General features: G+C 58.2%; 17 protein-coding genes. 2 read left to right on the top strand and 15 right to left on the bottom strand.

Annotated features, from left to right (window positions below; all coding sequences use genetic code 11):
• Positions 1 to 3 precede the first annotated feature (3 nt).
• From FIV46_RS04555 to metK, 11 genes are all read right to left on the bottom strand, one after another.
• Entirely contained in the window at positions 4 to 1407 is a 1404-nt protein-coding gene (locus FIV46_RS04555; RefSeq protein ID WP_139938870.1) for an NAD(P)H-dependent flavin oxidoreductase, read from the bottom strand.
• Positions 1408 to 1530: 123 nt separating this feature from the next.
• Positions 1531 to 3648: a polyribonucleotide nucleotidyltransferase gene (gene pnp / locus FIV46_RS04550; protein ID WP_139938869.1), complete on the bottom strand. Its 2118-nt coding sequence runs from the start codon at positions 3646 to 3648 to the stop codon at positions 1531 to 1533.
• Positions 3649 to 3756: 108 nt separating this feature from the next.
• Positions 3757 to 4026, bottom strand: coding sequence for a 30S ribosomal protein S15 (rpsO, locus tag FIV46_RS04545; protein WP_139938868.1), 270 nt, complete (start codon positions 4024 to 4026; stop codon positions 3757 to 3759).
• A gap of 15 nt (positions 4027 to 4041) precedes the next feature.
• The gene (truB, locus tag FIV46_RS04540) at positions 4042 to 4935 is read right to left on the bottom strand and encodes a tRNA pseudouridine(55) synthase TruB (protein WP_139938866.1); all 894 of its coding nucleotides are present in this window, start codon (positions 4933 to 4935) and stop codon (positions 4042 to 4044) included.
• The gene (rbfA, locus tag FIV46_RS04535; protein ID WP_139938864.1) at positions 4935 to 5354 is read right to left on the bottom strand and encodes a 30S ribosome-binding factor RbfA; all 420 of its coding nucleotides are present in this window, start codon (positions 5352 to 5354) and stop codon (positions 4935 to 4937) included. The genes truB and rbfA overlap by 1 nt, the downstream gene beginning before the upstream one ends.
• A gap of 79 nt (positions 5355 to 5433) precedes the next feature.
• Positions 5434 to 7992, bottom strand: a complete 2559-nt coding sequence (gene infB / locus FIV46_RS04530; protein ID WP_139938862.1) for a translation initiation factor IF-2 — start codon at positions 7990 to 7992, stop codon at positions 5434 to 5436.
• A gap of 17 nt (positions 7993 to 8009) precedes the next feature.
• Entirely contained in the window at positions 8010 to 8612 is a 603-nt protein-coding gene (locus FIV46_RS04525; RefSeq protein WP_181163052.1) for an RNA-binding protein, read from the bottom strand.
• Between the two features lie 23 nt (positions 8613 to 8635).
• Positions 8636 to 10219, bottom strand: a complete 1584-nt coding sequence (gene nusA, locus FIV46_RS04520; protein WP_139938858.1) for a transcription termination factor NusA — start codon at positions 10217 to 10219, stop codon at positions 8636 to 8638.
• Positions 10220 to 10286: 67 nt separating this feature from the next.
• The gene (gene rimP / locus FIV46_RS04515; RefSeq protein WP_139938856.1) at positions 10287 to 10787 is read right to left on the bottom strand and encodes a ribosome maturation factor RimP; all 501 of its coding nucleotides are present in this window, start codon (positions 10785 to 10787) and stop codon (positions 10287 to 10289) included.
• Between the two features lie 217 nt (positions 10788 to 11004).
• Entirely contained in the window at positions 11005 to 11730 is a 726-nt protein-coding gene (trmB, locus tag FIV46_RS04510; protein ID WP_139938854.1) for a tRNA (guanosine(46)-N7)-methyltransferase TrmB, read from the bottom strand.
• Between the two features lie 48 nt (positions 11731 to 11778).
• Positions 11779 to 12945 (bottom strand): methionine adenosyltransferase, encoded by a 1167-nt coding sequence (metK, locus tag FIV46_RS04505; RefSeq protein WP_139938852.1) that lies wholly within the window; start codon positions 12943 to 12945, stop codon positions 11779 to 11781.
• A 291-nt stretch (positions 12946 to 13236) separates the two neighbouring features.
• Here metK and FIV46_RS04500 point away from each other — a divergent pair, with 291 nt between their 5' ends.
• A complete protein-coding gene (locus tag FIV46_RS04500; protein WP_181163051.1) occupies positions 13237 to 14754 on the top strand; it encodes a methyl-accepting chemotaxis protein in 1518 nt (505 codons plus the stop codon).
• A gap of 97 nt (positions 14755 to 14851) precedes the next feature.
• Here FIV46_RS04500 and FIV46_RS04495 read toward each other — a convergent pair whose 3' ends face one another.
• The 3 genes from FIV46_RS04495 to FIV46_RS04485 form a co-directional block, all read right to left on the bottom strand.
• A complete protein-coding gene (locus FIV46_RS04495) occupies positions 14852 to 15412 on the bottom strand; it encodes a hypothetical protein (protein ID WP_139938848.1) in 561 nt (186 codons plus the stop codon).
• Positions 15413 to 15488: 76 nt separating this feature from the next.
• Positions 15489 to 16136 (bottom strand): sugar transferase, encoded by a 648-nt coding sequence (locus FIV46_RS04490; protein WP_139938846.1) that lies wholly within the window; start codon positions 16134 to 16136, stop codon positions 15489 to 15491.
• A 304-nt stretch (positions 16137 to 16440) separates the two neighbouring features.
• Entirely contained in the window at positions 16441 to 18033 is a 1593-nt protein-coding gene (locus tag FIV46_RS04485) for a lysine--tRNA ligase (protein ID WP_139938844.1), read from the bottom strand.
• Between the two features lie 219 nt (positions 18034 to 18252).
• On the opposite strand from FIV46_RS04485, the gene FIV46_RS04480 reads away from it, so the two are divergent.
• Positions 18253 to 21030 (top strand): ATP-dependent DNA helicase, encoded by a 2778-nt coding sequence (locus tag FIV46_RS04480; RefSeq protein ID WP_219845878.1) that lies wholly within the window; start codon positions 18253 to 18255, stop codon positions 21028 to 21030.
• Here FIV46_RS04480 and FIV46_RS04475 read toward each other — a convergent pair.
• Positions 21017 to 21646: an alpha/beta family hydrolase gene (locus FIV46_RS04475; protein WP_139938842.1), complete on the bottom strand. Its 630-nt coding sequence runs from the start codon at positions 21644 to 21646 to the stop codon at positions 21017 to 21019. The two genes, FIV46_RS04480 and FIV46_RS04475, sit on opposite strands and share 14 nt — an antisense overlap.
• Between the last annotated feature and the right edge of the window lie 3 nt (positions 21647 to 21649).

The following is a 21649-nucleotide window of genomic DNA, read 5'->3' as shown; positions in this document are numbered from 1 at the left end:
TTCCTAGTCCCCGGTCAGGATTCGATCGATCAACTGCTTCACCGACGGGACGAACCCATTGCTGTAAAAGGGGTCCTTGGCGAAATTATAGGCCGAATGCCCCGCAAACATCAGATTGTTGTCCACTGATCCGCCGTGGGCGATATCCATCAGTGTTTTCTGGATACAGAAGCTGCGCGGATCGGCCTTCCTGCCGGTGGAATAATTCTGTGATTCCACCTGCGACCAGTTGGAAAATTTACACTGGCTGAGACAGCCCATGCAATCCCGCTGGTCCTGACGGATCTCCGCCGCCTTTTCTGCGGATACAAACACCAGGGTGTCATCCGGCGTTCTCAGCGCCTCGCCGAAGCCTTGGGCAATCCAGTCTTCCGCCCTGGACACATCGTCCGGACGCACATAATGTTTCTTTTTGCCCACCTGCAGCTCGGCGGTAAAGCCTTCCTCCGGGTTGGCCTTGGCGCTGGCCGGAATCTGCCGTTGTTCCCGCTCCGTCAATTCGTTCAGGAAATCATTCTTGACCGCCGAAGAGTAAAAGCCGGTCGGGCTGAACCGGTGCAGCAGGATATCATTTTCCTTGAGCGTCAGCAGCGCTTCTTTCCATTTCTCGGGAATGGGGCTTTCCTTGGTCAGCAGCGGGCGCGTGCCGTACTGAAAGGCGATGGGGCCGATTTCCGGGTTGTCCAGCCACTTTTCCCAGTCGCGCAGATACCAGACGCCGCCGGCCATGATGATCGGCACATGATTGAGGCCGAAGCTGTTCATCAGCTTGCGCAGCGCCGCCACCCGGGGATAGGGATCCTGGGGCTTGCGCGGGTCTTCCGCATTGCTGAGACCGTTATGGCCGCCGGCCAGCCACGGATCTTCATAGACCACGCCGCCCAGCCAGTCGGCAGATTTCTTGTAGGCCCGCTTCCACAGGATGCCGAAGGCCCGGGCGGAAGAAATAATCGGATGATAGTAAACACCGTATTTGGCCGCGATTTCGCTCAACCGGTACGGCATGCCGGCACCGCAGGTAATGCCGTGCACCAGGTCCTTGGTTTTCTCCAGAACCCCCTGGAGGACCGCTTCGGCGCCGCCCATTTCCCACAGCACATTGATATGCAGGCGCCCTTCGCCGCCAGCCACTTCATGGGCCCGCTGGATCTGGGTCACGCCACCGTCAATGCCATAGCGGATCAGTTCCTGGTGGCGTTCCTGACGGGTCTTGCCGTGATAAATCTGGGGAATGACGTTGCCGTCCTCGTCATAGCTGTCCGCATTGACGCAGGAAACGGTGCCGACGCCGCCTGCAGCCGCCCACGCACCGGAACTGATTCCGTTGGTGGCGGAGATCCCTTTACCGCCTTCCACCAGCGGAAGAACACGTTTGCCCGATATCATGAGCGGTTCAATTGACTTCATTACCCACATTACCTCGTCTGATAAGCCGGAAAAAGCGCCAGCCTTGCTTTAATATATGGAGAGAAACTCCCTCCGTTGCAAGTAATCTGGCGCTTTCAGGCGTTATTTAACCGTTAGAAACGGTTATTCTTTGTCGGCAGAAAGATCTTCACCAGTTTCCTGGTCAACAACTTTCATGCTGAGGCGCACCTTGCCGCGGTCATCGATGCCCAGCACCTTGACCTTGACCATGTCGCCTTCCTTGACCACGTCTGTGACCTGGCCGACACGTTCCTTGGCCATTTCACTGATGTGAACCAGACCGTCACGGCTGCCGAGGAAGTTGACAAAGGCGCCGAAATCAACGGTTTTGACCACTTTACCTTCATAGATCTTGCCCACTTCCGGCTCGGCAACAATGCCTTCGATCCATTTCAGGGCGGCCTCGATGGCCTTGGCGTCGGAAGAAGCCACCTTGATGGTGCCGTCGTCCTCGATGTCCACCTTGGCGCCGGTCACTTCACAGATTTCGCGGATCACTTTGCCACCGGTACCGATGACTTCACGGATTTTTTCCTTGTTGATCTGGATGGTCTCGATGCGCGGGGCATGCTCGCTCATCTCAGTCCGGGCACCGGACAGGGCCTTGTTCATTTCGTCCAGGATATGGGCACGACCGCCCTTTGCCTGGTTGAGGGCCACTTCCATGATCTCCTTGGTGATACCGGCGATCTTGATGTCCATCTGCAGGGAGGTAATCCCTTCGGAAGTTCCGGCCACCTTGAAGTCCATGTCACCCAGGTGATCCTCGTCACCCAGGATGTCGGACAGAACTGCATAGTCACTGCCTTCCAGGATCAGGCCCATGGCAATCCCGGAGACGGGGCGGCTGATCGGCACACCGGCATCCATCAGCGCCAGTGCCCCACCGCAGACCGTCGCCATGGAGGACGACCCGTTGGATTCCGTAATCTCGGAGACCAGGCGCAGGGTGTAGGGGAATTCCTCACGAGACGGCAGCACTGCCTTCAGCGCCCGCCAGGCCAGCTTGCCGTGGCCGACTTCGCGACGGCTGGTGCCGCCCATGCGGCCAACTTCACCCACGGAATAGGGCGGGAAGTTGTAATGCAGCAGGAAGGTTTCCTTGTAGGTGCCGCCCAAGGCGTCGATGAACTGTTCGTCATCGCCGGTACCCAGTGTGGCCACACACAGGGCCTGGGTTTCACCGCGGGTGAACAGGGCCGACCCATGGGTACGCGGCAGGACGTTCACTTCAGAAGCGATCGGGCGAACCGTATCCAGGTCGCGACCGTCGATACGCTTCTTGGTTTTCAGGATGTCGCCACGGACGATTTTCTTTTCCAGGTCCTTCAGCAGGCCGCCGACCAGCAGCGCCTGGACATCGTCGCCTTCCTCAACCAGTTCCGCTTTCACACGATCCTTGATTTCGGCGACTTTGGTGCTCCGGGTCTGTTTCACGGTTTCACCGTAAGCGGCCCGCAGGTCAGCTTCAGCCAGTTCGGCGATCTTGGCGATCAGGTCGCTGTTGTCCGCCTTTTCGGGAAGCTCCATGGGTTCGCGCGCAGCAACCTCGGCCAGTTCGATGATGGCCTTGATCACCGGCTGCATCTGTTCGTGACCGAACATAACGGCGCCGAGCATGATTTCCTCGCTCAGCTCGCTGGCCTGTGATTCCACCATCAGCACCGCGTCATGGGTTCCGGCAACCACCAGGTCGAGTTCGCTTTCTTCCATCTGGTCAACAGTCGGGTTCAGTACATATTCGCCGTCGATGTAACCGACGCGGGCCGCCCCGATGGGGCCCATGAACGGCAGGCCGGACAGGGTCAGGGCCGCACTGGCGCCGATCATGGCCGGAATATCTGTCTGGTTCTCAAGGTCATAGCCCGTCACAGTGGCCACAACCTGGGTTTCATTCTTGTAGCCGTCCACAAACAGCGGGCGGATCGGGCGGTCAATCAGGCGGCAAATCAGGGTTTCCGCTTCGCTCGGGCGACCTTCCCGTTTAAAAAAGCCGCCAGGAATTTTACCCGCGGCATATGTTCTTTCCTGATAGTTCACGGTCAGGGGGAAAAAGTCGACCGTGGGATTTGCTTTTTTGGCACCGACAGCCGTTGCCAGCACAGTGCTTTCCCCGTAGGACACCATAACGGCGCCGTCAGCCTGACGGGCGAAATGTCCTGTTTCAATGACGAGGGGACGACCCCCCCAGTTTATTTCCTTGCGATGTATATCAAACATATCCAAACCTTTTTACGATATCCAAGCGGCGACCGGCAGCCTATCCGCCGGCCCGCCCTGAATATCCAGCACGACCCCTATGGCCGCACTTTTTATCCTGTTTCGGCCTTACTTACGCAGGCCAAGACGCTTGATCAGGGACTGATAACGCGCCTCGTCTTTTTTCTTCAGGTAATCAAGCAGGCGACGACGCTTGTTGACGAGCATCAGCAGGCCGCGACGTGAGTGATTATCTTTTGCATGAGTTTTGAAGTGCTCGGTAAGATTTACAATCCGTTCGGTCAGGATTGCAACCTGGACTTCGGGAGAACCGGTATCGCCGTCAACGGTGGCGTATTCCTTGATCAGTTCCTGTTTCTTTTCTGCAGTAATCGACATCATATACTCCTTAAATCATAAGTTAAAAACCCGCACCGGTTTCAGGATATTTTCCGCGCATTCCGCCAGGGCAATAAATTTGCCGTTGCAGGTGACCCGGACCAGTCCTGTGGTGCAGTTGGGAACCGTGAGTTTCTGCCCCTGTTGCAGGCGCTTCGCCTCCTCTTCCGTTACGGCCAGTGCCAAGATGTCGTCCAGCACGGTCTCAACGGGAAGAATCCGGTCCTCAAGCGGCGCACTATGGACCAAATCGTCCTGATTATCCAGTGAAATCGACACTGATTCCCCAAAGCAGCCTACTTTAGTGCGCCGCAGCATGGAAACATAGCCGACCGTCCCCAGCGCATGGGCCAAATCGCGGGCCAGGGACCGGATATAGGTGCCCTTGCCGCACTCCACTTCGAAGGTGGCGGCGCCTTCTTCAAACGCCTCAAGCCTGAGGGAGAAAATGGTGATTTCCCGTTCTTTCAGTTCCACTTCTTCACCGGCGCGGGCCAGGTCGTAGGCGCGTTTACCATCCACCTTGATGGCGGAAAAGGCCGGCGGACGCTGCAGGATTGTACCGGTAAATTGCGGAAGGACCGCTACGATCTCTGCCGCGGTCGGACGGTGATCGGACCGGGCGACGATCTCGCCTTCTGCATCATCGGTGCTGCGCTCCTCGCCCCAGGTCACTGTGAAGCGGTAAGTCTTGCGCGCGTCCATGACAAAAGGAATGGTTTTGGTTGCCTCCCCCAGGGCGATCGGCAATATGCCGGAGGCGAGCGGATCGAGGGTGCCGCCATGGCCGATTTTCGCCGCATTGGTCAGGCGTCGCACCCGGCCGACTGCCTGGGTGGAGGTCATACCCAGCGGCTTGTCGATGACCAGCCAGCCGTCAATTTTAAGACCCTTGCGTTTCCTGCCCACTAGTCTTCTTCCGATTCCTCGTCCCGCGGCCCAAGATCCCGGGCGACACGCGGGCTGTGCAGAAGTTGTTCGATATGGTCCGCCTCGCCAAAACTGCTGTCCGCCTGGAACTTCAGTCTCGGCAGGTATTTCATGCGCACATGGCGGGACAGCTGACCGCGCAGGAATTTGCTGCACCGGTTGAGGCCATCGACCACATCCTGTTCATGGACCCCGCCGAGCGGCATCACATAGACCGTGGCGTTCCTGAGGTCGGGACTGCAGCGGACCTCGGTGACCGTTACCGAGACGCCCTTCAGGGCCTCGTCCTGCAATTCCTCGCGGGACAATATTTCCGACAGGGCGTGGCGGATATTCTCCCCCACCCTCAGCAGGCGGTGACTTGAACCGCGATCGTCCTGGGAATGTGATCTGGACATGATAAAAAACCTCAATGTCAAACGCCCCCCGCGACTGAAAAATCACCGGGGGGCTTTCTGCTTGGGCAGAATTCAGTTATCAGAGTTCGCGGCTGATTTCCTCGACTTCATAACATTCAATGACATCGCCTTTCTTGAGGTCATTGTAGTTTTCGAAGTTCATACCGCATTCCGTCCCGGCCTTGACTTCCTTGACGTCATCCTTGAAACGACGCAGGGAGCCCAGGTCACCTTCGTAGACGACAATGTCGTCCCGGAGCAGCCGCGCCTTGGCGCCGCGTTTCATAACCCCGTCGATGACCAGGCAGCCGGCCGCCTTGCCCGCCTTGCCGGCGGAGAAGACTTCCAGGATCTCGGCCGTACCGATGATATTTTCCCTCAGTTCAGGCGCCAGCATGCCGGACATGACCGCTTTCATGTCATCGACAAGGTCATAGATCACCGAGTAATAGCGGATTTCCACGCCTTCCTGCTGGGCCAGGTCGGCCGCCTTGCGGCTGGCACGCACGTTAAAGGCCAGGATCGGCGCCTCGGAGGCGGCCGCCAGCTGGACGTCGGTTTCGGAAATACCGCCCACCGCCGAATGCAGGATACGTGCCGTCACCTCTTCGGTGGACAGGTTTTCCAGGGCGCCGGTAATGGCCTCCACGGATCCCTGCACGTCGGCCTTGATCAGGACCGGCACGGAAGCCACTTCCTTTTCGGCCAGTTTGCTGAACATGGCCTCCAGGCTGGCTTTCGGCATAGTGGACTGTTTTTCTTTCTTCTGGCGAATACGGAAGTCAGTCACGTCGCGGGCCCGGGCCTCGTTTTCCACAACCACAACCTCGTCACCGGCCTCAGGCGTGCCGTTCAGGCCGAGGATTTCCACCGGCACGGACGGGCCGGCGCTCTGAATCTGCTGCCCTTTGTCGTTGACCAGGGCGCGGACCCGGCCCCATTCGGACCCGGCCACGAAAATATCGCCCACTTTCAGGGTGCCGCGGTTGACCAGAACCGTGGCCACGGGACCGCGGCCCTTGTCCAGCTTGGCTTCGACAACAATACCTTCAGCCGCCCGGTCCGGGTTGGCCTTGAGGTCAAGAAGCTCGGCCTGCAGCAGGATCGCTTCCTCCAGTTTGTCCAGGTTGGTGCCCTGTTTGGCGGAAACTTCCACATCAAGCACGTCGCCGCCCATTTCCTCGACAAACACTTCGTGCTGCAGCAGGTCCTGACGCACCTTGGTGGGGTTGGCTTCCGGTTTGTCGCATTTATTGATCGCCACGATAATCGGCACCTCGGCCGCCTTGGCATGGCTGATGGCCTCGATGGTCTGGGGCATGATGCTGTCATCAGCCGCCACCACAAGGATAACAATGTCGGTCACCTGGGCGCCGCGGGAACGCATGGCCGAGAAGGCGGCGTGGCCCGGGGTATCCAGGAAGGTGATCCGCTCGCCACCCGGCATCTGCACCTGATAGGCGCCGATATGCTGGGTAATGCCACCGGCCTCACCGGCCGCCACATCGGTTTTACGCAGGGCATCCAGGATCGAGGTCTTGCCGTGGTCCACATGGCCCATGACGGTCACCACCGGCGCCCGGGATTTCAGATCCTCTTCCTTGTCCTCGGGACCCGTCAGCTCCAGTTCGACGTCAGATTCACTGACACGCTTGATGGTATGGCCGAATTCCTCGACAATCAGTTCTGCCGTATCCTGGTCGATGGTCTGGTTGATGGTCGCCATCACGCCCATTTTCATCAGGGCCTTGATGATGTCGGAACCCTTTTCCGTCATACGGTTGGCCAGTTCCTGGACCGTGATAAAGTCAGGGACAGTCACCTCGCGGTAAACTTTTTGCGCCGGTTTGGCCGGGCCCAGGGTGCGCTTGTGCTTGGCCTGGGCGCGTTTCAGCGACGCCAGGGACCGCTGGCGGGTTTCGTCCCCACCGGTAAGCGCCTGATTAACTGTCATTTTTCCGCTACGGCGACGCTGGTCGCCACGCCCGCGGGACGGTTTGAGAGCAGGCCTGGCGGCTTCCTGCTCGGCCTCAGCCGGCTTGGCTGCAGGCTTCAGCACCGGCTTGGCCGCGGCTTGTTTCTCTTCTTCTTCGGCTTTCTTGCGGGCTTCTTCTTCTTTTTTGCGCTTCAGCTCCAGCTCAGCCTGGCGCTTTTTCTCTTTTTCCTGTTCCTCGGCGTCTGCTTCCGCCTTGGATTTCTCGGTCGCTTTCGGCGCCGGCTTGGCGGCCTCGGCCTTTTTGGCTTCTTCCGCTTCCTTGGCCCGCGCCGCCTCGAGGACTGCCCGCTTCTTGGCAGCTTCCGCTTCTTCCCTGGCCTTCTGTTCGCTGGCTTTCTTGGCCAGGTCAAGCGCCTTCAGGCGGGCTTCCCGTTCGCTGTCAGTCAGCGTCAGGTCAGCCGTCGACGGGGTTTCGGCCGCAGGCTTGGCTGCCTTTTTGGCTTCCTTCCTGACCACCGGGGCCGCTTTGGATGTTTCCGCCGCCGGCGCCGCAGTTTCACCCGGCTTGAGGACCAGTTTCTTCTTGCGCTGAACAACGACTCCGCCGCTGCCGCGCGCCGGAGCCGCAGTTGAAGGTTTCAACTGGAGTGTTTTCCGCCCCGAGGTCGACAGTGTTTTCTTTTTGCCTTTATCGTCACTCATTCTTTTTTCGCCTTAAATCACTGATCTTCCGGATTTCCAAGCCAGGACAGATATCGATCCGTCTCCCTTAAAAATCCTTCCGACATTCCACCCGGCAACACTGCCAGATGTACTGCATTCTCCAGGCCCATCGCCCGGCTTAACTCTTCGCGGGTAAAAATATCAATTACCCGAATATTTTCAATGCCCCGGCATAATTTATCGCGACTGCCCGCCGCAACATCCGAGGCCATAACCACCACGTGGCTTTTGCCGTTTTCCAGACGGCTGCGGACTTTCTCAAATCCGCCGACCAACTGACCCGCGCGGTTGCACAGCGCCAGATGCTCGAGGCATCTTTTCCGCATCAGCTGCTCCACCTGGTCGGCCAATCCGTCGGGCACCTGCACCTGGCCCGGCCGGTCCATGGCTTTGTGACCAAAGCGGACAAACAGCTTTTTGTCGACCGCCCGGTCCAGCAACTTCCGGTCCGCCTTCAGCCAGCATCCCCGTCCGGGCAGCCTGGCCGCCAGATCCGGGACAATGACATTCTCCGGCCCGAGGACAAACCGTATCATCCTTTCGGAAGGCAGCACCTCACCCGTTACCAGGCATTTTCTTTCCCGAACCGCCTTAGCCACAGCTCTGTCCAGCCTCCGGCCGCTTAACTCTCAGCCGGCTCCTCGCCGCCTTCTGAAGCTTCCGCGGCTTCTTCAGCCTCTTCGCCTTCTTCATCCTCGAACCAGTGAGCGCGGGCAGCCATGATGATCTCATTGGCCTGGTCCGCGCTCATGCCGTACTCGCGCAGGATCCCGTCCTCGCTGCTGGTCAGCTCGTCAGCGGCCAGGTCACCCAGGTCGTCCAGGGTTTTGACGCCGGCCTTGCCCAGGGTCACCAGCATCGGCGCCGTCAGGCCCTCAACGGCGGCCAGTTCGTCGGTAACGCCAAGCTCGACGCGCTCGCTTTCCGCTTTTTCAGCGGCCACAGCCAGCGCCTCGCGGGCACGGTTCTGCAGCTCTTCAACCAGTTCCGCATCGAACCCTTCAATGCCGGCAAATTCGTCAGGCGCCACATAGGCGACTTCGTCCAGGTTGCGGAAACCTTCGGAGACCAGCAGCAGGGCCAGGGTGTCATCCACATCCAGGGCATCGACAAACAGCTCGGCGCGCTGTTTATATTCAGCCTGGCGACGCTCGGACTCATCAGCCTCGGTCATGATGTCCACCTGCCAGTCCACAAGCTGGGACGCCAGGCGCACATTCTGGCCGCGGCGGCCGATGGCCAGGCTCAGCTGATCTTCCGGCACCACCACATCGATACGTTCTTTTTCTTCATCCAGCACCACCTTGGACACCTCTGCCGGCGCCAGGGCGGCAATGATGAAGGTGCCAATGTCGGGGGACCACTGGATAATGTCGATTTTTTCACCCTGCAGTTCGTTCACCACCGCCTGCACGCGGCTGCCGCGCATACCGACACAGGCGCCGACCGGATCGATGGCCGGATCGTTGCTGTTGACGGCGATTTTCGCCCGGCTCCCCGGGTCGCGGCTGACCGCCTTGACCTCAATGACGCCGTCATAGATTTCCGGCACCTCCTGGGCAAACAGCTTGGCCATAAAATCCGGATGGGTACGGGACAGGAATATCTGCGGCCCGCGCGGCTCACGACGCACATCGGCGATATAGGCACGGACCCGTTCGCCGGTGCGGATATGTTCGCGGGGAATCAGCTGGTCGCGGCGGATGATGGCTTCGGCGTGGCCCACATCAACGATGACATTGCCATATTCCACACGCTTGACCACACCGCTGACGATCTCGCCCATACGGTCCTTGAATTCCTCGTACTGGCGGGCCCGTTCGGCGTCACGCACTTTCTGGACAATCACCTGCTTGGCAGTCTGGGCGGCGACGCGACCGAAGTCCATCGGCGGCAGCTCGTCAGCCAGGACATCACCAACTTCGGCATCCGGCTTGGAGGCACGGGCATCTTCCACACTGATCTCGGTGGAATGATTTTCCACGTCATCGACCACCTGCAGCACCCGGTACAATTTTATGTCGCCGGTTTTCTTATCAATATAGGCCTTGATCTCATTCTCGGCCCCATAGCGGGAACGGGCGGCTTTCTGGATCGCCTCTTCCATCGCTTCAAGCACGATATCGCGATCAATATTCTTTTCCCGTGCCACCGCATCCGCGATCTGCAACAATTCAAGCCGGTTTGCGCTTACAGCCGTTGTCATTCCTTGAACTCCGATTTACCCCTCGCAGGGCTCTTTTCTTCACCGTAATATCTTTGTACCTGCCCGTTCAGCCGTTGGTCCCGGACCCGGCCTTTTTGAGCAATTCATCCGTCAGCACAAGTTTCGCCTTGTGCACATTTCCAAAATCAAATTCCAGCGTTTCGCCTTCCACATCCACCCGGATTACATCATCCTCAATCCCGAGCAACATGCCTTTGAACCTGCGTCGTCCGTCCACCGCTTCGGAAAGCTCGAACTTGGCCACATGTCCGGCCCAGGTCGCAAAATCCTTTTTCCGGGTCAGCGGCCGGTCAACACCGGGCGAACTTACCTCCAGCGTATATTCACCGGAGATCGGATCTTCCACATCCAGGATAACCGACAGTTCCCGACTGAGTTTCTCACAGTCTTCCACCAGCATGGTCCCGTCCGGCCGTTCCGCCATGATCTGCAGAACCGTCCCGCCGTAGGGGCCTCCCATCATGGCCACCCGGACCAGCTCGTACCCCAGAGCCGATGCCACCGGTTCAACCAGTTTTGTTATCCTGTCCGTCAAAGCGGTCGCCATTTTCCTCTTGTATTCTTTCCGTCCCTGGTCGGGGACTTACCTTGGGATCAAAAGCGGTCCCGCCAACAAACAATTCCCGAAAATAAAAATGCAGGCAGTGATCCACTTGCCCGCACCTAAAATAATCTCAAGTGATTCGGATGCTATATATATAGCTGAAAATAACGGAACTTCAAGAGCTTTTTCCCGGGCCCACCGGCGAGAAACCGGCGGAAGTTCAAGCCTTTCGCGGACGGCGTTCAAATCGCAGGTAGGTGCTTCGACGTCCCTGCTCGAGCGCTTTCGTCTCGTAGCGAGTCGGCGGCCAGCCTTCGCCCCGCTCATGCCAGTCACCAGGCCCCCTGTCCAGCCAGACAAAGTCCGGGCTGGCCAGCATGTGGGACAGGATCCAGCGGCAGTAACCGCGATGGTCGGTGGCGATGTGCAGGCGGGCGCCATCTTTGAGAATGCGGGCCAGCTCCCTGATGTTGCCGTCATTGACCACCCGGCGCTTGTGATGGCGGCTTTTCGGCCAGGGATCGGGAAACAGGATATAGGCCTGGTCGAGGCAGCCTTCCTCGAGACGGTCCATCAGCAGCCGGGCGTCATCCATATAGACCCGGATATTTTCCAGTCCGGCCTCAGCCACCTTGTCCACCAGTCCCGAGACGCCATTGATGAAAGGCTCGCAGCCGATAAACCCGCGCTCCGGATTGGCCCTGGCCTGCCAGGCCAGGTGCTCGCCCTTGCCAAAGCCTATTTCCAGGGCGTAGCTTCCGAAATTGCTTTTTCCGGCATTGTCGAAAAATACAGACGGGTGAAACCGTTCCTCCTCCGCTTCCGGCAGGATGATTTCAAGGTCAGGCAGCAGCCGGTCGAGACGTTCCTGGCTCGCCGGCTTCAGGGGCTTGCCGTGACGCCGGCCGTAAATCCGGCTGCTTTGGATATTTTCCAGATTTCGCATGGCTCTCATATAGCGACAGGCTTGCGGCCTGTCCACGGCAAACAGCGGCTAGAAAAGATTTTTCAGTTCGTCCACCAGATCGGTCTTTTCCCAGGAAAAACCGCCGTCTGCTTCGGGCTGGCGTCCAAAATGACCATAGGCCGCCGTGCGGGCATAGATCGGCTTGTTCAGCGCCAGATGCTGGCGGATCCCGCGCGGGCTCAGGTCCATCACATCCTTGAGGATTTTTTCCAGCCGGGCCGCATCCACTTCACCGGTCTGGTGGAAGTCCACATAAAGCGACAGGGGTTTCGAGACACCAATGGCGTAGGACAGCTGGATCGTGCAGCGCTCGGCCAGGCCGGCCGCCACCACATTCTTGGCCAGGTAACGGGCCGCATAGGCCGCGGACCGGTCCACCTTGGTCGGGTCCTTGCCGGAAAAGGCACCGCCGCCATGGGGGGCGGCTCCGCCGTAGGTATCGACAATGATCTTGCGGCCGGTCAGACCGGCGTCGCCGTCCGGGCCGCCGATCACGAAGATGCCGGTGGGATTGATATAGAGTCCCTCATCAGGGCACATCCAGCCGTCCGGCAGGCATTTTTCAATGTGGGCGCGGACAATTTCGTGGACCCTCTCCTGACTCACCTCAGCGCCATGCTGGGTGGACACCACAACCGAGCTGGCGCCGACCGGCACACCGTCTTCATAACGCAGAGTGACCTGGCTTTTTGAATCCGGTTCCAGTTCCGGCGATTCTCCGCTGTGGCGCGCCTCGGCCAGGGAGCGCAGGATCCGGTGGGCATAATAGATCGGCGCCGGCATCAGCGCTTCCGTTTCATTGGTGGCGTAGCCGAACATGATTCCCTGGTCCCCGGCGCCTTCATCCTTGTTGCCGGCCGCATCCACACCGACGGCAATATCAGCGGACTGTTCATGCACATAACAATCCACCTTCATATTCTGCCAATGGAACCCCTCCTGCTCGTAACCAATCCGGCGCACCGCATCACGGGCAACCTGTTCCATGGCTTTCGCATCAATGCTGTCCGGGCCCCGGACTTCGCCGGCAAGAACCACCTGGTTCGTTGTCACCAGCGTTTCCAGCGCCACGCGGGATTCAGGCGCCTCGCTGAGGAACCGGTCCAGAATGGAATCTGAAATATAATCGGCGACCTTGTCCGGATGACCTTCCGAAACGGATTCGCTGGTAAACAAGTAATTCTTACGGGACACCTGAAGTTCTCCTGAGTTCACATATTCCACACAACCATATAACACATCTTTTATATAAAGAAAGCTTTATGTTGTATTTTGTAAAAGTTTAATGACGAAAATTATCATTTACGGAAAGTTAATTCACCTCGGTTAAATATGATCAGTTAACTACAATAAATATTAGATAATAGTAAAATATAGTTGCGAGGAACTAGGATGCTTTCGAAGTTCAAAACAAAAGAGGATGCCGGCCGGACAACTGGTACGCCCACAGAATTAAGGCAGGGGAACACAGGCACGCGAGACACCATGCACTGGATTGAATCCATGCTGGTCAATCTTATGATTTGCGACGCCGACAGCCTGGAAATCAAATATTGTAACAGCAAATGCCAGCAGACCTCCCGGGAGATGCAACACATCCTGCCGGCAACGGGGAACGACCTGGTCGGCCGCTCCCTGGATATTCTGTTCGGCAACATGGGCGCGCCGCGGGACCTGATGACCGATCCGGCCAGCTTCCCGTTGCGCGAAACCGTCAGGATCGGTGAGGAATATCTCGATATCCTGATCACGCCGATCCAGGCCGGCGGCCAGCCGACCGGGGAGCTGCTTGCGACCTGGCATGTAATCACCAAGCAGAAAAACACCGGCGACCATGCGGCAAAACTGACCGCCATGATCGAAAATATGCCGGCCAACGTCATTTTGTGTGATCCGGGCACCGGCATCATCAATTATGTGAACAAGGCCTGCGAGCATGCCCTCTCGGAACTTGGCCATCTCCTGCCGTTTGACTCCGCCAGCCTGGTCGGGACCGACCTGGCTGCACTGGACAATGACCGGGACCAGTTCCGCCAGCAGATGTCAAACCCGGCCAACCTGCCGGCCGTCAAGCTGGTCAAACTGGGCAACGTTACTCTGAAACTGAATATCTCTGCCATCAGCAGCGAGCAGGGCACTTATATGGGCAATATGGTCATCTGGGAAAATATGTCCGAACAGATGCATCTGTCCGAGCGCGTCCGTCAAATGGCCGGCCTGGTCGCCAATGCCTCCAGCAACATGGAGCAGACGGCACGCCAGATGTCCAGCACAGCCGGCTCGGCAAGCCAGGAATCAAACTCCGCTTCCCACGGGATTGAAAATGCCACACAGAATGTACAGACCGCTTCCCGCGCCGCGGAAGAGCTGTCCCAGTCCATTCTGGAAATCAGCCGTCAAGTAAAGGAATCTTCGCAAATGTCAGAAAGTGCTGTCACCGAAGCAGATCGTACCAACACCACCGTACAAACCCTCGCAGAAGCTTCTTCGCGCATCGGCGATGTGGTCAAGCTGATCAGCGACATCGCCGGCCAGACCAACCTGCTGGCGCTCAATGCCACCATCGAGGCGGCCCGGGCCGGGGAAGCCGGCAAGGGGTTCGCTGTTGTCGCCTCTGAAGTGAAAAACCTGGCCAACCAGACCGCCAGCGCCACCGAGGAAATCACCTCGCAGATTTCCGAAATGCAGAATTCCACCGGCGATGCCGTCATTGCCATCGAGAACATCCGCAAAACCATCGATGGCATGCATAATATCGCCACCTCGATCTCCACATCGGTGGAGCAACAGGGCGAGGCCACCAATGAGATTGCCAAAACCATTTCCCAGACCGCCAAGGATACGGAAAGTGTGTCCCGGAATATTTCCGGTGTCCACAAGTCCTCTGCCGAAGTGGGCGAAGGCGCCCAGCAGGTCCTCGACGCCGCGGCCTCCCTGGTGAACGAAAGCCAGGCCATGAGCCAGGAGATCGACGAATTTATCGACCGGGTGGTGAAAAGCTGATCTATTCGGCACAGGAATAACCCTTTACAGAAACAGGCCCGGAAACGGGCCTGTTTTTTTGCCCCGTACCCGGCAGAACAAATTGATGTATCCTATGTTATTGCTCCGGATCTTTTAGGTCGAACCAGCCTGACTCTATAATGAATTCCGGTTTCTCCATATACTCTACATCGTGTTCGCAATACTGACCAAAAACTCGAAAATTGGCTTGTAGACTATCTCTATAACCAAGGGAGGAATATCGCCCAACTATTAAAGAACCAGTCCGAACTTCCCCAGGCTTTAAAGCTAAAAGGCTGGGTGGCATCTCATCAATATAGCCTATTGGGTTCTTAGGCAAAAGCTCGCCAGCACTACGTCTAACTAGCAAGTCATACAAAAAAGTGTGGTTAGATTCAAACAACGACCGATATAGGCAAATGGTTCTCATAGAAGAGTTTTTGATCGAGAAATTAATTCGTACAGGTAATTCGTTCTCTAATCGATAGCTCTTGATTTGAATATATTGCCCTAAGATTGGAATTTTTGGCCTTGCGGTGCTTTCCTCTTCAGCATCCTTAGAAGCTATGCTTGTACATGTTGAAACCAGCAGACAACAACTAAGTGTCCAAATAACTCTTTTATAGATACCTATCTTTTTCGAATTGAAAATTCTCATCTATGGTCCCCCGCATTAAAAAAGCCGCATTCCAACAGGAAATGCGGCTTCGACATAATCAAAAGCTTGCGCTTTATTACTCGGACAGAACCTTTTCTTCCGCCTCATCACCGGAGCCGGTCCATTTGGGCATGGTCACATGGTTCTCGGCAGAAATGCCGGTCCGGTTCAGCACCACCGGAAGCGTCATGAGAAGGATCTTGAGGTCCACCAGGAAGCTGCAATGATCCACATACCAGACATCAAGGATGAACTTCTGGTTCCAGCTGATGGAGTTGCGGCCGGTGACCTGGGCCCAGCCGCTGATGCCGGGACGGACTTCATGGCGACGCATCTGTTCAGTGGTATAGCGGGAGGCATATTCCGCAATGAAGGGCCGGGGACCGATCAATCCCATATCGCCGATCAGCACATTCCACAATTGCGGCAGTTCATCCAGGCTCCAGTCACGAAGCAATTTGCCGAATTTGGTCAGCCGGTGCTGATCCTCCAGCAGAGCGCCGTTTTCGTCACGCTCATTGGTCATGCTGCGGAATTTATAGATTTTGAAGGTGCGTCCATTCAGGCCAAGCCGTTCCTGCCTGAACAAAATCGAAGGGCCCAGTTTTATCCGCACCGCCAAAGCAATAATCAGTAACGCCGGAAATAACAAAACCAGAAGCGTAGCCGCCCCCAGTATATCGATAATCCGCTTCCAGAATCTCTTATATGTTAGACCCAACATTACTTCCTCATTCTTTTCAAGCTAGGCAGACACTAACCTTTTTAAGTTAACGGGCTGTTAACAAGCGCCTTAACTATCTGGGGACATCGATACCAATTAAAATTTCTGCAAGAATAAAAACAGATCGTGACAAGATTGTGATCATATCTCAGCAATTTGAAAGGATCCTGTACTTCCGGCCAGCAGCCTAGCCCCCAAGAAATTTAATCCTGAACTAACACCCCTGATTCCGCAATGCAAGAAGAAAAAACCATAATAGTCCTATTGTACTAGGCGAAACTGTTAATTCGCAGAGTCAGGTTTTTTAACTAAGCCCCCTGTTGTCAATCGCCTGCCGTACCAGCCTTACCGTCTCTTCCCGGCCGTAAAGCGCGATGAAGGATCCCATACGCGGTCCCTGTTTCTGGCCCAGAAGAATTTCATACAGCGCCTGGAACCATTCCCGCAGGTTTTCATAGCTATGGGCCTTGCCTACCGTAAAGACCGCGGTCTGGTAGTCGCCGGCTTCCGCATGTTCCGGCAATTTTTCCAGTTCGCAAATCAGGTCTTCCAGAGCTTTTACCTCTTCATCGGTCGGCGCCCGGTAGTCTTTGGTCGGCTTGACGAAATTCTCGTAGTAGACCAGCGCATAGCCGACCAGCTTGTCGAGCAAGGGATGCTCCCTGCCGCTGGCTTCCGGCGCATAGGCATTGATATAGCCCCACAGTGTTTCCTTGTCATGGGCGTTGCTGGCGCTGACCAGGTTCAGGAGCAGGGAGAATGTCACCGGCACATCCTCTGCCGGCGGATTGTCGCCATGCAGGTGCCAGATCGGATTGGCGAATTTTTCCTTGCCCTCCTGCTCGCGGAACTTGGCCAGGAACGCCAGATAGTCGTCCACCGCCTTGGGGATGACGTCAAAATAGAGCTTCTTGGCCTTGCGCGGGGCCTGGTACATATAGAGCGCCAGGCTTTCCGGGGTACCGTACTGCAGCCATTCCTCCATGGTCAGGCCGTTGCCCTTGGATTTGGAGATCTTCTGGCCGTTTTCATCCAGGAACAGTTCATAGTTGAAGCCTTCCGGCGGGGTGCTGCCGAGGATCCGGGCGATGATGCTCGACAGCTTGACGCTCTCATAGAGGTCCTTGCCGGACATTTCATAATCGACGCCGAGCGCCACCCAGCGCATGGCCCAGTCCGCTTTCCACTGCGCCTTGCAATGACCGCCGGTGACCGGCACTTCCACCAGCTCGCCGGTTTCCTCGTCCCTGTAAACGATGGTGCCGGCCTCCACATTGCGCTCCACCAGCGGCACCTGCAGCACACGGCCGCTGCGCGGGCAGACCGGCAGGAACGGGCTGTAAGTCTTCTGCCGCTCTTCACCCAGGGTCGGCAGCATCACTTTCATGATCTTGTCGTAGTTGGCCAGCATCTTGAGCAGGGTTTCGTCCATCTCCCCGCCGGTATAGGCTTCGGTCGCGCTTTTGAATTCATAGTCGAAGCCGAAGCCGTCGAGGAATTTGCACAGCCGGTCATTGTTGTGGTGGGCAAAGCTTTCATGAGTGCCGAACGGATCCGGCACCTTGGTCAGCGGCATGCCGAGATAGTCCTGCAGCATGTCCTGGTTGGGCAGATTGCTCGGCACCTTGCGGAAACCGTCCATGTCATCGGAAAAGGCGATCAGCTTGGTGGGCACGTCGGACATCAATTCGAAGGCCTTGCGCACCATGGTGGTGCGGGCCACTTCGCCGAAGGTGCCGATATGCGGCAGGCCGCTGGGGCCATAGCCGGTCTCAAACAGCACATAGCCTTTGTCCGTGCCGGTCTTCTCCAGCCGCTTCACCAGCTTCTCAGCTTCCTGGAACGGCCAGGCTTTGCTCTCAAGGGCTTGGGCGATAACTTCCGGTGATGCGGTCATGGGTCGAAACCTTTGTTCAGATCGTGAAAACATACTGTAAACTGAAGGCTTCATAAGGCCAAGCACCGTCCGCGTCAACCGTCGCCTGCTCCCGATCACGGGAAAAAGTGGCAATCCCCGACATTCTTCGCTAAAAAGCTTTTGCCCGTCTTCAATCCTGTCTATAGTGATTGAAACAAAAGAAGAACATTCACGCAAAAGACGATTGCCCGAGACTCCATGACCGACAGCCTGATGTCATTTCCCCCGCCTCAAGAGGTACTCGAGCGTACCGGCGCACTGGTGGCAGGCCCGACCCATGGGATCATCATCTCACCGGACGGGGAGGTGGAGGAACTGGAGCATGGCGCGCTCCGGCGCAAGATCCGGGCGCAAAGCTACCTGATCTGCAACCGGCCGGTGGTCGGCCGCCGGCTCGGCATGGTTGGCCAGAAGGCGCTGGATGTGCTCGAGCTGTTTGCCTTCGTCCGCCCGGCGCAATTCTGCCTGCCGCTGCCCCGCGGTCTGGCCGCCGCCCTAAAAATTGACATCAAGGACCGTAGCCCGGAAGAGGAAGGCCTGATCCTGATCGAGGCGGCGCGGCGCTTGATCGCGGAAATCACCGCCCCCGGCTATCCCTATCCCGAAGGCCTGCTGGCCCAGGCCCGGCAAATGGCCGACGCAGGCTGGAGCTGGGGTCCGCTGATCCTCGGCGCCCTGCAAAGCTCTGAAGTAGGTCCCTGGCAGGTGTGGGACCATCTGCCGGAATGGGAGGAAGAAGCGCCGCCGCCACCGCCGGACAGCCTGCCGGTGGGCAAAGACGAAGCGCTTGATCGTCTGAGCCAACTTATTGGCAAGGACGCCGAGCAGCGCGACAGCCAGCGGGACTATACCGCGCTGGCGGCGCGCACCTTTGATCCGCCGGAAACGGCCGACGAGCCGGTGGTGGTGCTGGCCGAAGCCGGCACCGGTATTGGCAAGACCCTGGGTTATATCGCCCCGGCCAGCCTGTGGGCGGAAAAGAATGACGGTACGGTGTGGATTTCCACCTATACCAAGAACCTGCAGCGGCAACTGGACCAGGAACTGGACCGGCTCTATCCCGACCCGGTTAAGAAAGCGCGCAAGGCGGTGATCCGCAAGGGGCGGGAAAATTACCTGTGCCTGCTGAACCTGCAGGAGCTCGCCCAGTCGCCGATACAGCACGAGGGCCGCATCCTCATAGGGCTGGTACAGCGCTGGGCCCGCTACAGCCGCGACGGCGACATGATCGGCGGCGATTTCCCCAGCTGGCTGGGCGAGCATTTCGGGCAAAGTCGCTTAAGCCAACTTACTGACCGGCGCGGCGAATGCATCTATGCCGCCTGCGCCCATTATAAAAAGTGTTTTATTGAAAAATCCCGCCGCCGCTCCCGCAAGGCGTCGCTGGTGATTGCCAACCATGCCCTGGTGATGATCCAGGCCGCGACCCGGGCGGCGATCAGCAAGGACGGCAAAATTGAGACCGCGCACGACCCGGAATTGCCGACCCGTTACATTTTTGACGAGGGCCATCACCTGTTCGATGCCGCCGACAGCGCTTTCGCCGCCCATCTCTCGGGGCAGGAGGGCCTGGATCTCAGGCGCTGGATCAGGGGCGCGGAAAATTCCAAACGCCGCGGCCGGGGCCTGGAAGGCCGGCTTGACGAGCTGATTGCCGGGGATGACGAGGCGCGGAGCCTGCTGCAGGAAGTGATCCATACCGCCCGCTGCCTGCCCGCCGACGGCTGGCACGGCCGGCTGATTGACGGCACCCCGTTCGGTCCGGCGGAAAACTTCCTCGCCCGCGTGCGCCAGCAGCTTTACGCCCGCACCGCCGGCAAGGAAGAGTATCATTCCATCGAATGCCCGCCGCTGCCGCCGGTGGAGGGATTGCAGGAAGCGGCCGGGGAACTGCTGACAGCTTTAAAGGCCCTGGTCGCGCCCATGAAAGCTTTAAGCGCCCGGCTGCTGAAAAAACTGGACCAGGAGGCGGACGAGCTGGACAGTGCGGAGCGCAACCGGCTGGAATCGCTCGCCCAGAGTATCAGCCGCCGCCGGGAAACGGTGGAATTCGGCTGGATCCCCATGCTGGACGTACTGGCGGGCCACAGCGACCCGGATCAGGAATTCGTTGACTGGTTCGAACTGGAACGCGCCCATGGCCGGGAAGTCAATGTCGGCTACTACCGCCACTGGGTCGACCCGAGCCTGCCCTTTGCCGGCACGGTGCTGAAAAGCGCGCAGGGGACTATGATCACCTCGGCGACGCTGCGGGACCGGCTGACCGAAAACCACAATCCCGATGTGGAATGGCATACCGCCGAGGTGCGGACCGGCGCCGCCCACCTGATCAGCCCGCCGCTGCGCCAGAGCCTGAATTCCCCGTTTGACTATCCGGCCCAGAGCCGCATCTTCATCGTCAATGACATGAACAAGCGCGATCTCAACCAGCTGGCGGCGGCCTATCGGGAACTGTTCCTCGCCGCTGACGGCGGCGCGCTCGGCCTGTTTACCGCCATCAGCCGGCTGCGCGGCGTATACCAGCGCCTGGCCGGGCCTTTGGAGGAAGCCGGCCTGCCGCTTTATGCCCAGCATATTGATCCGATCAATGTGGCGACCCTGGTGGATATTTTCCGCGAGGTGGAACACAGCTGCCTGCTCGGCACTGACGCCGTGCGCGACGGCATGGATGTGCCGGGACCGTCGCTCAGGCTGTGTGTGTTTGACAAGGTGCCCTGGCCGCGCCCGACCCTACTGCACAAAGCCCGGCGCAAGCGCTTCGGCGGCCAGGCCTATGACGACCTGATCACCCGGTTGCGCCTCAAGCAGGCCTACGGGCGACTGATCCGGCGGCAAAGCGACAAGGGCGTCTTTGTCATGCTGGACGGCGCCACCCCGTCGCGGCTGTTAAGCGCCTTTCCGGAAGGGGTGGAAGTGGAGCGGATCGGCCTCGCCGAGGCCATTCAAAAAACAAAAGAGTTTCTCAGCGAGACGTGAAGTCGGCGATTTTCGCTATGGCCGCATCCCAATTCTGCTCCGCCGTAAGGCCGCTGGCCTTGCGCGGCACCAGGTCATGGTTACCGTCCGGCAGCCACTCGATCGAAATCTGACCCGACAGGTTATAGCTTTCGACCGCTTCCCGGTTGCCCATGCTGTCCCGTTCCCCCTGCAGGATCAGGGCCGGGGTGTTGAGGCGTTCCAGATGTTCGGTACGCGGCTTGTCCGCTTTGCCGGGCGCATAGAAGGGATAACCGAGACAGATCAGGCCGGCGGGGGCAAGCTCATCGGCGATCAGGCTCGCCATGCGCCCGCCCATGCTCTTGCCGCCGATAAAGATTTTCCCTTGAAATCCAGCGCCTTCATAAATCTCACGCCATGACGTCAATAGTTTCGGCTGGCGGTCCGGCGGACGTTTCTTGCCGCTCTCCCGCCGCTCGGCCATATAGGGAAATTCAAAGCGCAGCACCCGCAGGCCCCTGTCGGCCAGCTTCTCGGCGAAATAGTCCATGAACGGACTGTCCATAGGCGCCCCGGCCCCGTGCGCCAGGATCACCAGGGTTTCCGCTTTTTCCGGGCCGTTCCACAAAACGGGCAGGTCGGCGATACACTGCATGTC

It is taken from the genome of Emcibacter nanhaiensis (assembly GCF_006385175.1).
Taxonomy (GTDB): domain Bacteria; phylum Pseudomonadota; class Alphaproteobacteria; order Sphingomonadales; family Emcibacteraceae; genus Emcibacter; species Emcibacter nanhaiensis.
Note: the sequence above shows the minus strand (reverse complement) of the source record. Positions and strands in the feature narration are given on the sequence as shown.

Coding starts and splice junctions, on each gene's coding strand:
- nusA (WP_139938858.1), bottom strand. CDS start 10,219: ATGACAACGGCTGTAAGCGCAAACCGGCTTGAATTGTTGCAGATCGCG.
- trmB (WP_139938854.1), bottom strand. CDS start 11,730: ATGCGAAATCTGGAAAATATCCAAAGCAGCCGGATTTACGGCCGGCGT.
- FIV46_RS04475 (WP_139938842.1), bottom strand. CDS start 21,646: ATGCAGTGTATCGCCGACCTGCCCGTTTTGTGGAACGGCCCGGAAAAA.
- FIV46_RS04480 (WP_219845878.1), top strand. CDS start 18,253: ATGACCGACAGCCTGATGTCATTTCCCCCGCCTCAAGAGGTACTCGAG.
- infB (WP_139938862.1), bottom strand. CDS start 7,992: ATGAGTGACGATAAAGGCAAAAAGAAAACACTGTCGACCTCGGGGCGG.
- FIV46_RS04485 (WP_139938844.1), bottom strand. CDS start 18,033: ATGACCGCATCACCGGAAGTTATCGCCCAAGCCCTTGAGAGCAAAGCC.
- rpsO (WP_139938868.1), bottom strand. CDS start 4,026: ATGTCGATTACTGCAGAAAAGAAACAGGAACTGATCAAGGAATACGCC.
- FIV46_RS04495 (WP_139938848.1), bottom strand. CDS start 15,412: ATGAGAATTTTCAATTCGAAAAAGATAGGTATCTATAAAAGAGTTATT.
- FIV46_RS04500 (WP_181163051.1), top strand. CDS start 13,237: ATGCACTGGATTGAATCCATGCTGGTCAATCTTATGATTTGCGACGCC.
- rbfA (WP_139938864.1), bottom strand. CDS start 5,354: ATGTCCAGATCACATTCCCAGGACGATCGCGGTTCAAGTCACCGCCTG.
- FIV46_RS04490 (WP_139938846.1), bottom strand. CDS start 16,136: ATGTTGGGTCTAACATATAAGAGATTCTGGAAGCGGATTATCGATATA.
- FIV46_RS04555 (WP_139938870.1), bottom strand. CDS start 1,407: ATGAAGTCAATTGAACCGCTCATGATATCGGGCAAACGTGTTCTTCCG.
- rimP (WP_139938856.1), bottom strand. CDS start 10,787: ATGGCGACCGCTTTGACGGACAGGATAACAAAACTGGTTGAACCGGTG.
- pnp (WP_139938869.1), bottom strand. CDS start 3,648: ATGTTTGATATACATCGCAAGGAAATAAACTGGGGGGGTCGTCCCCTC.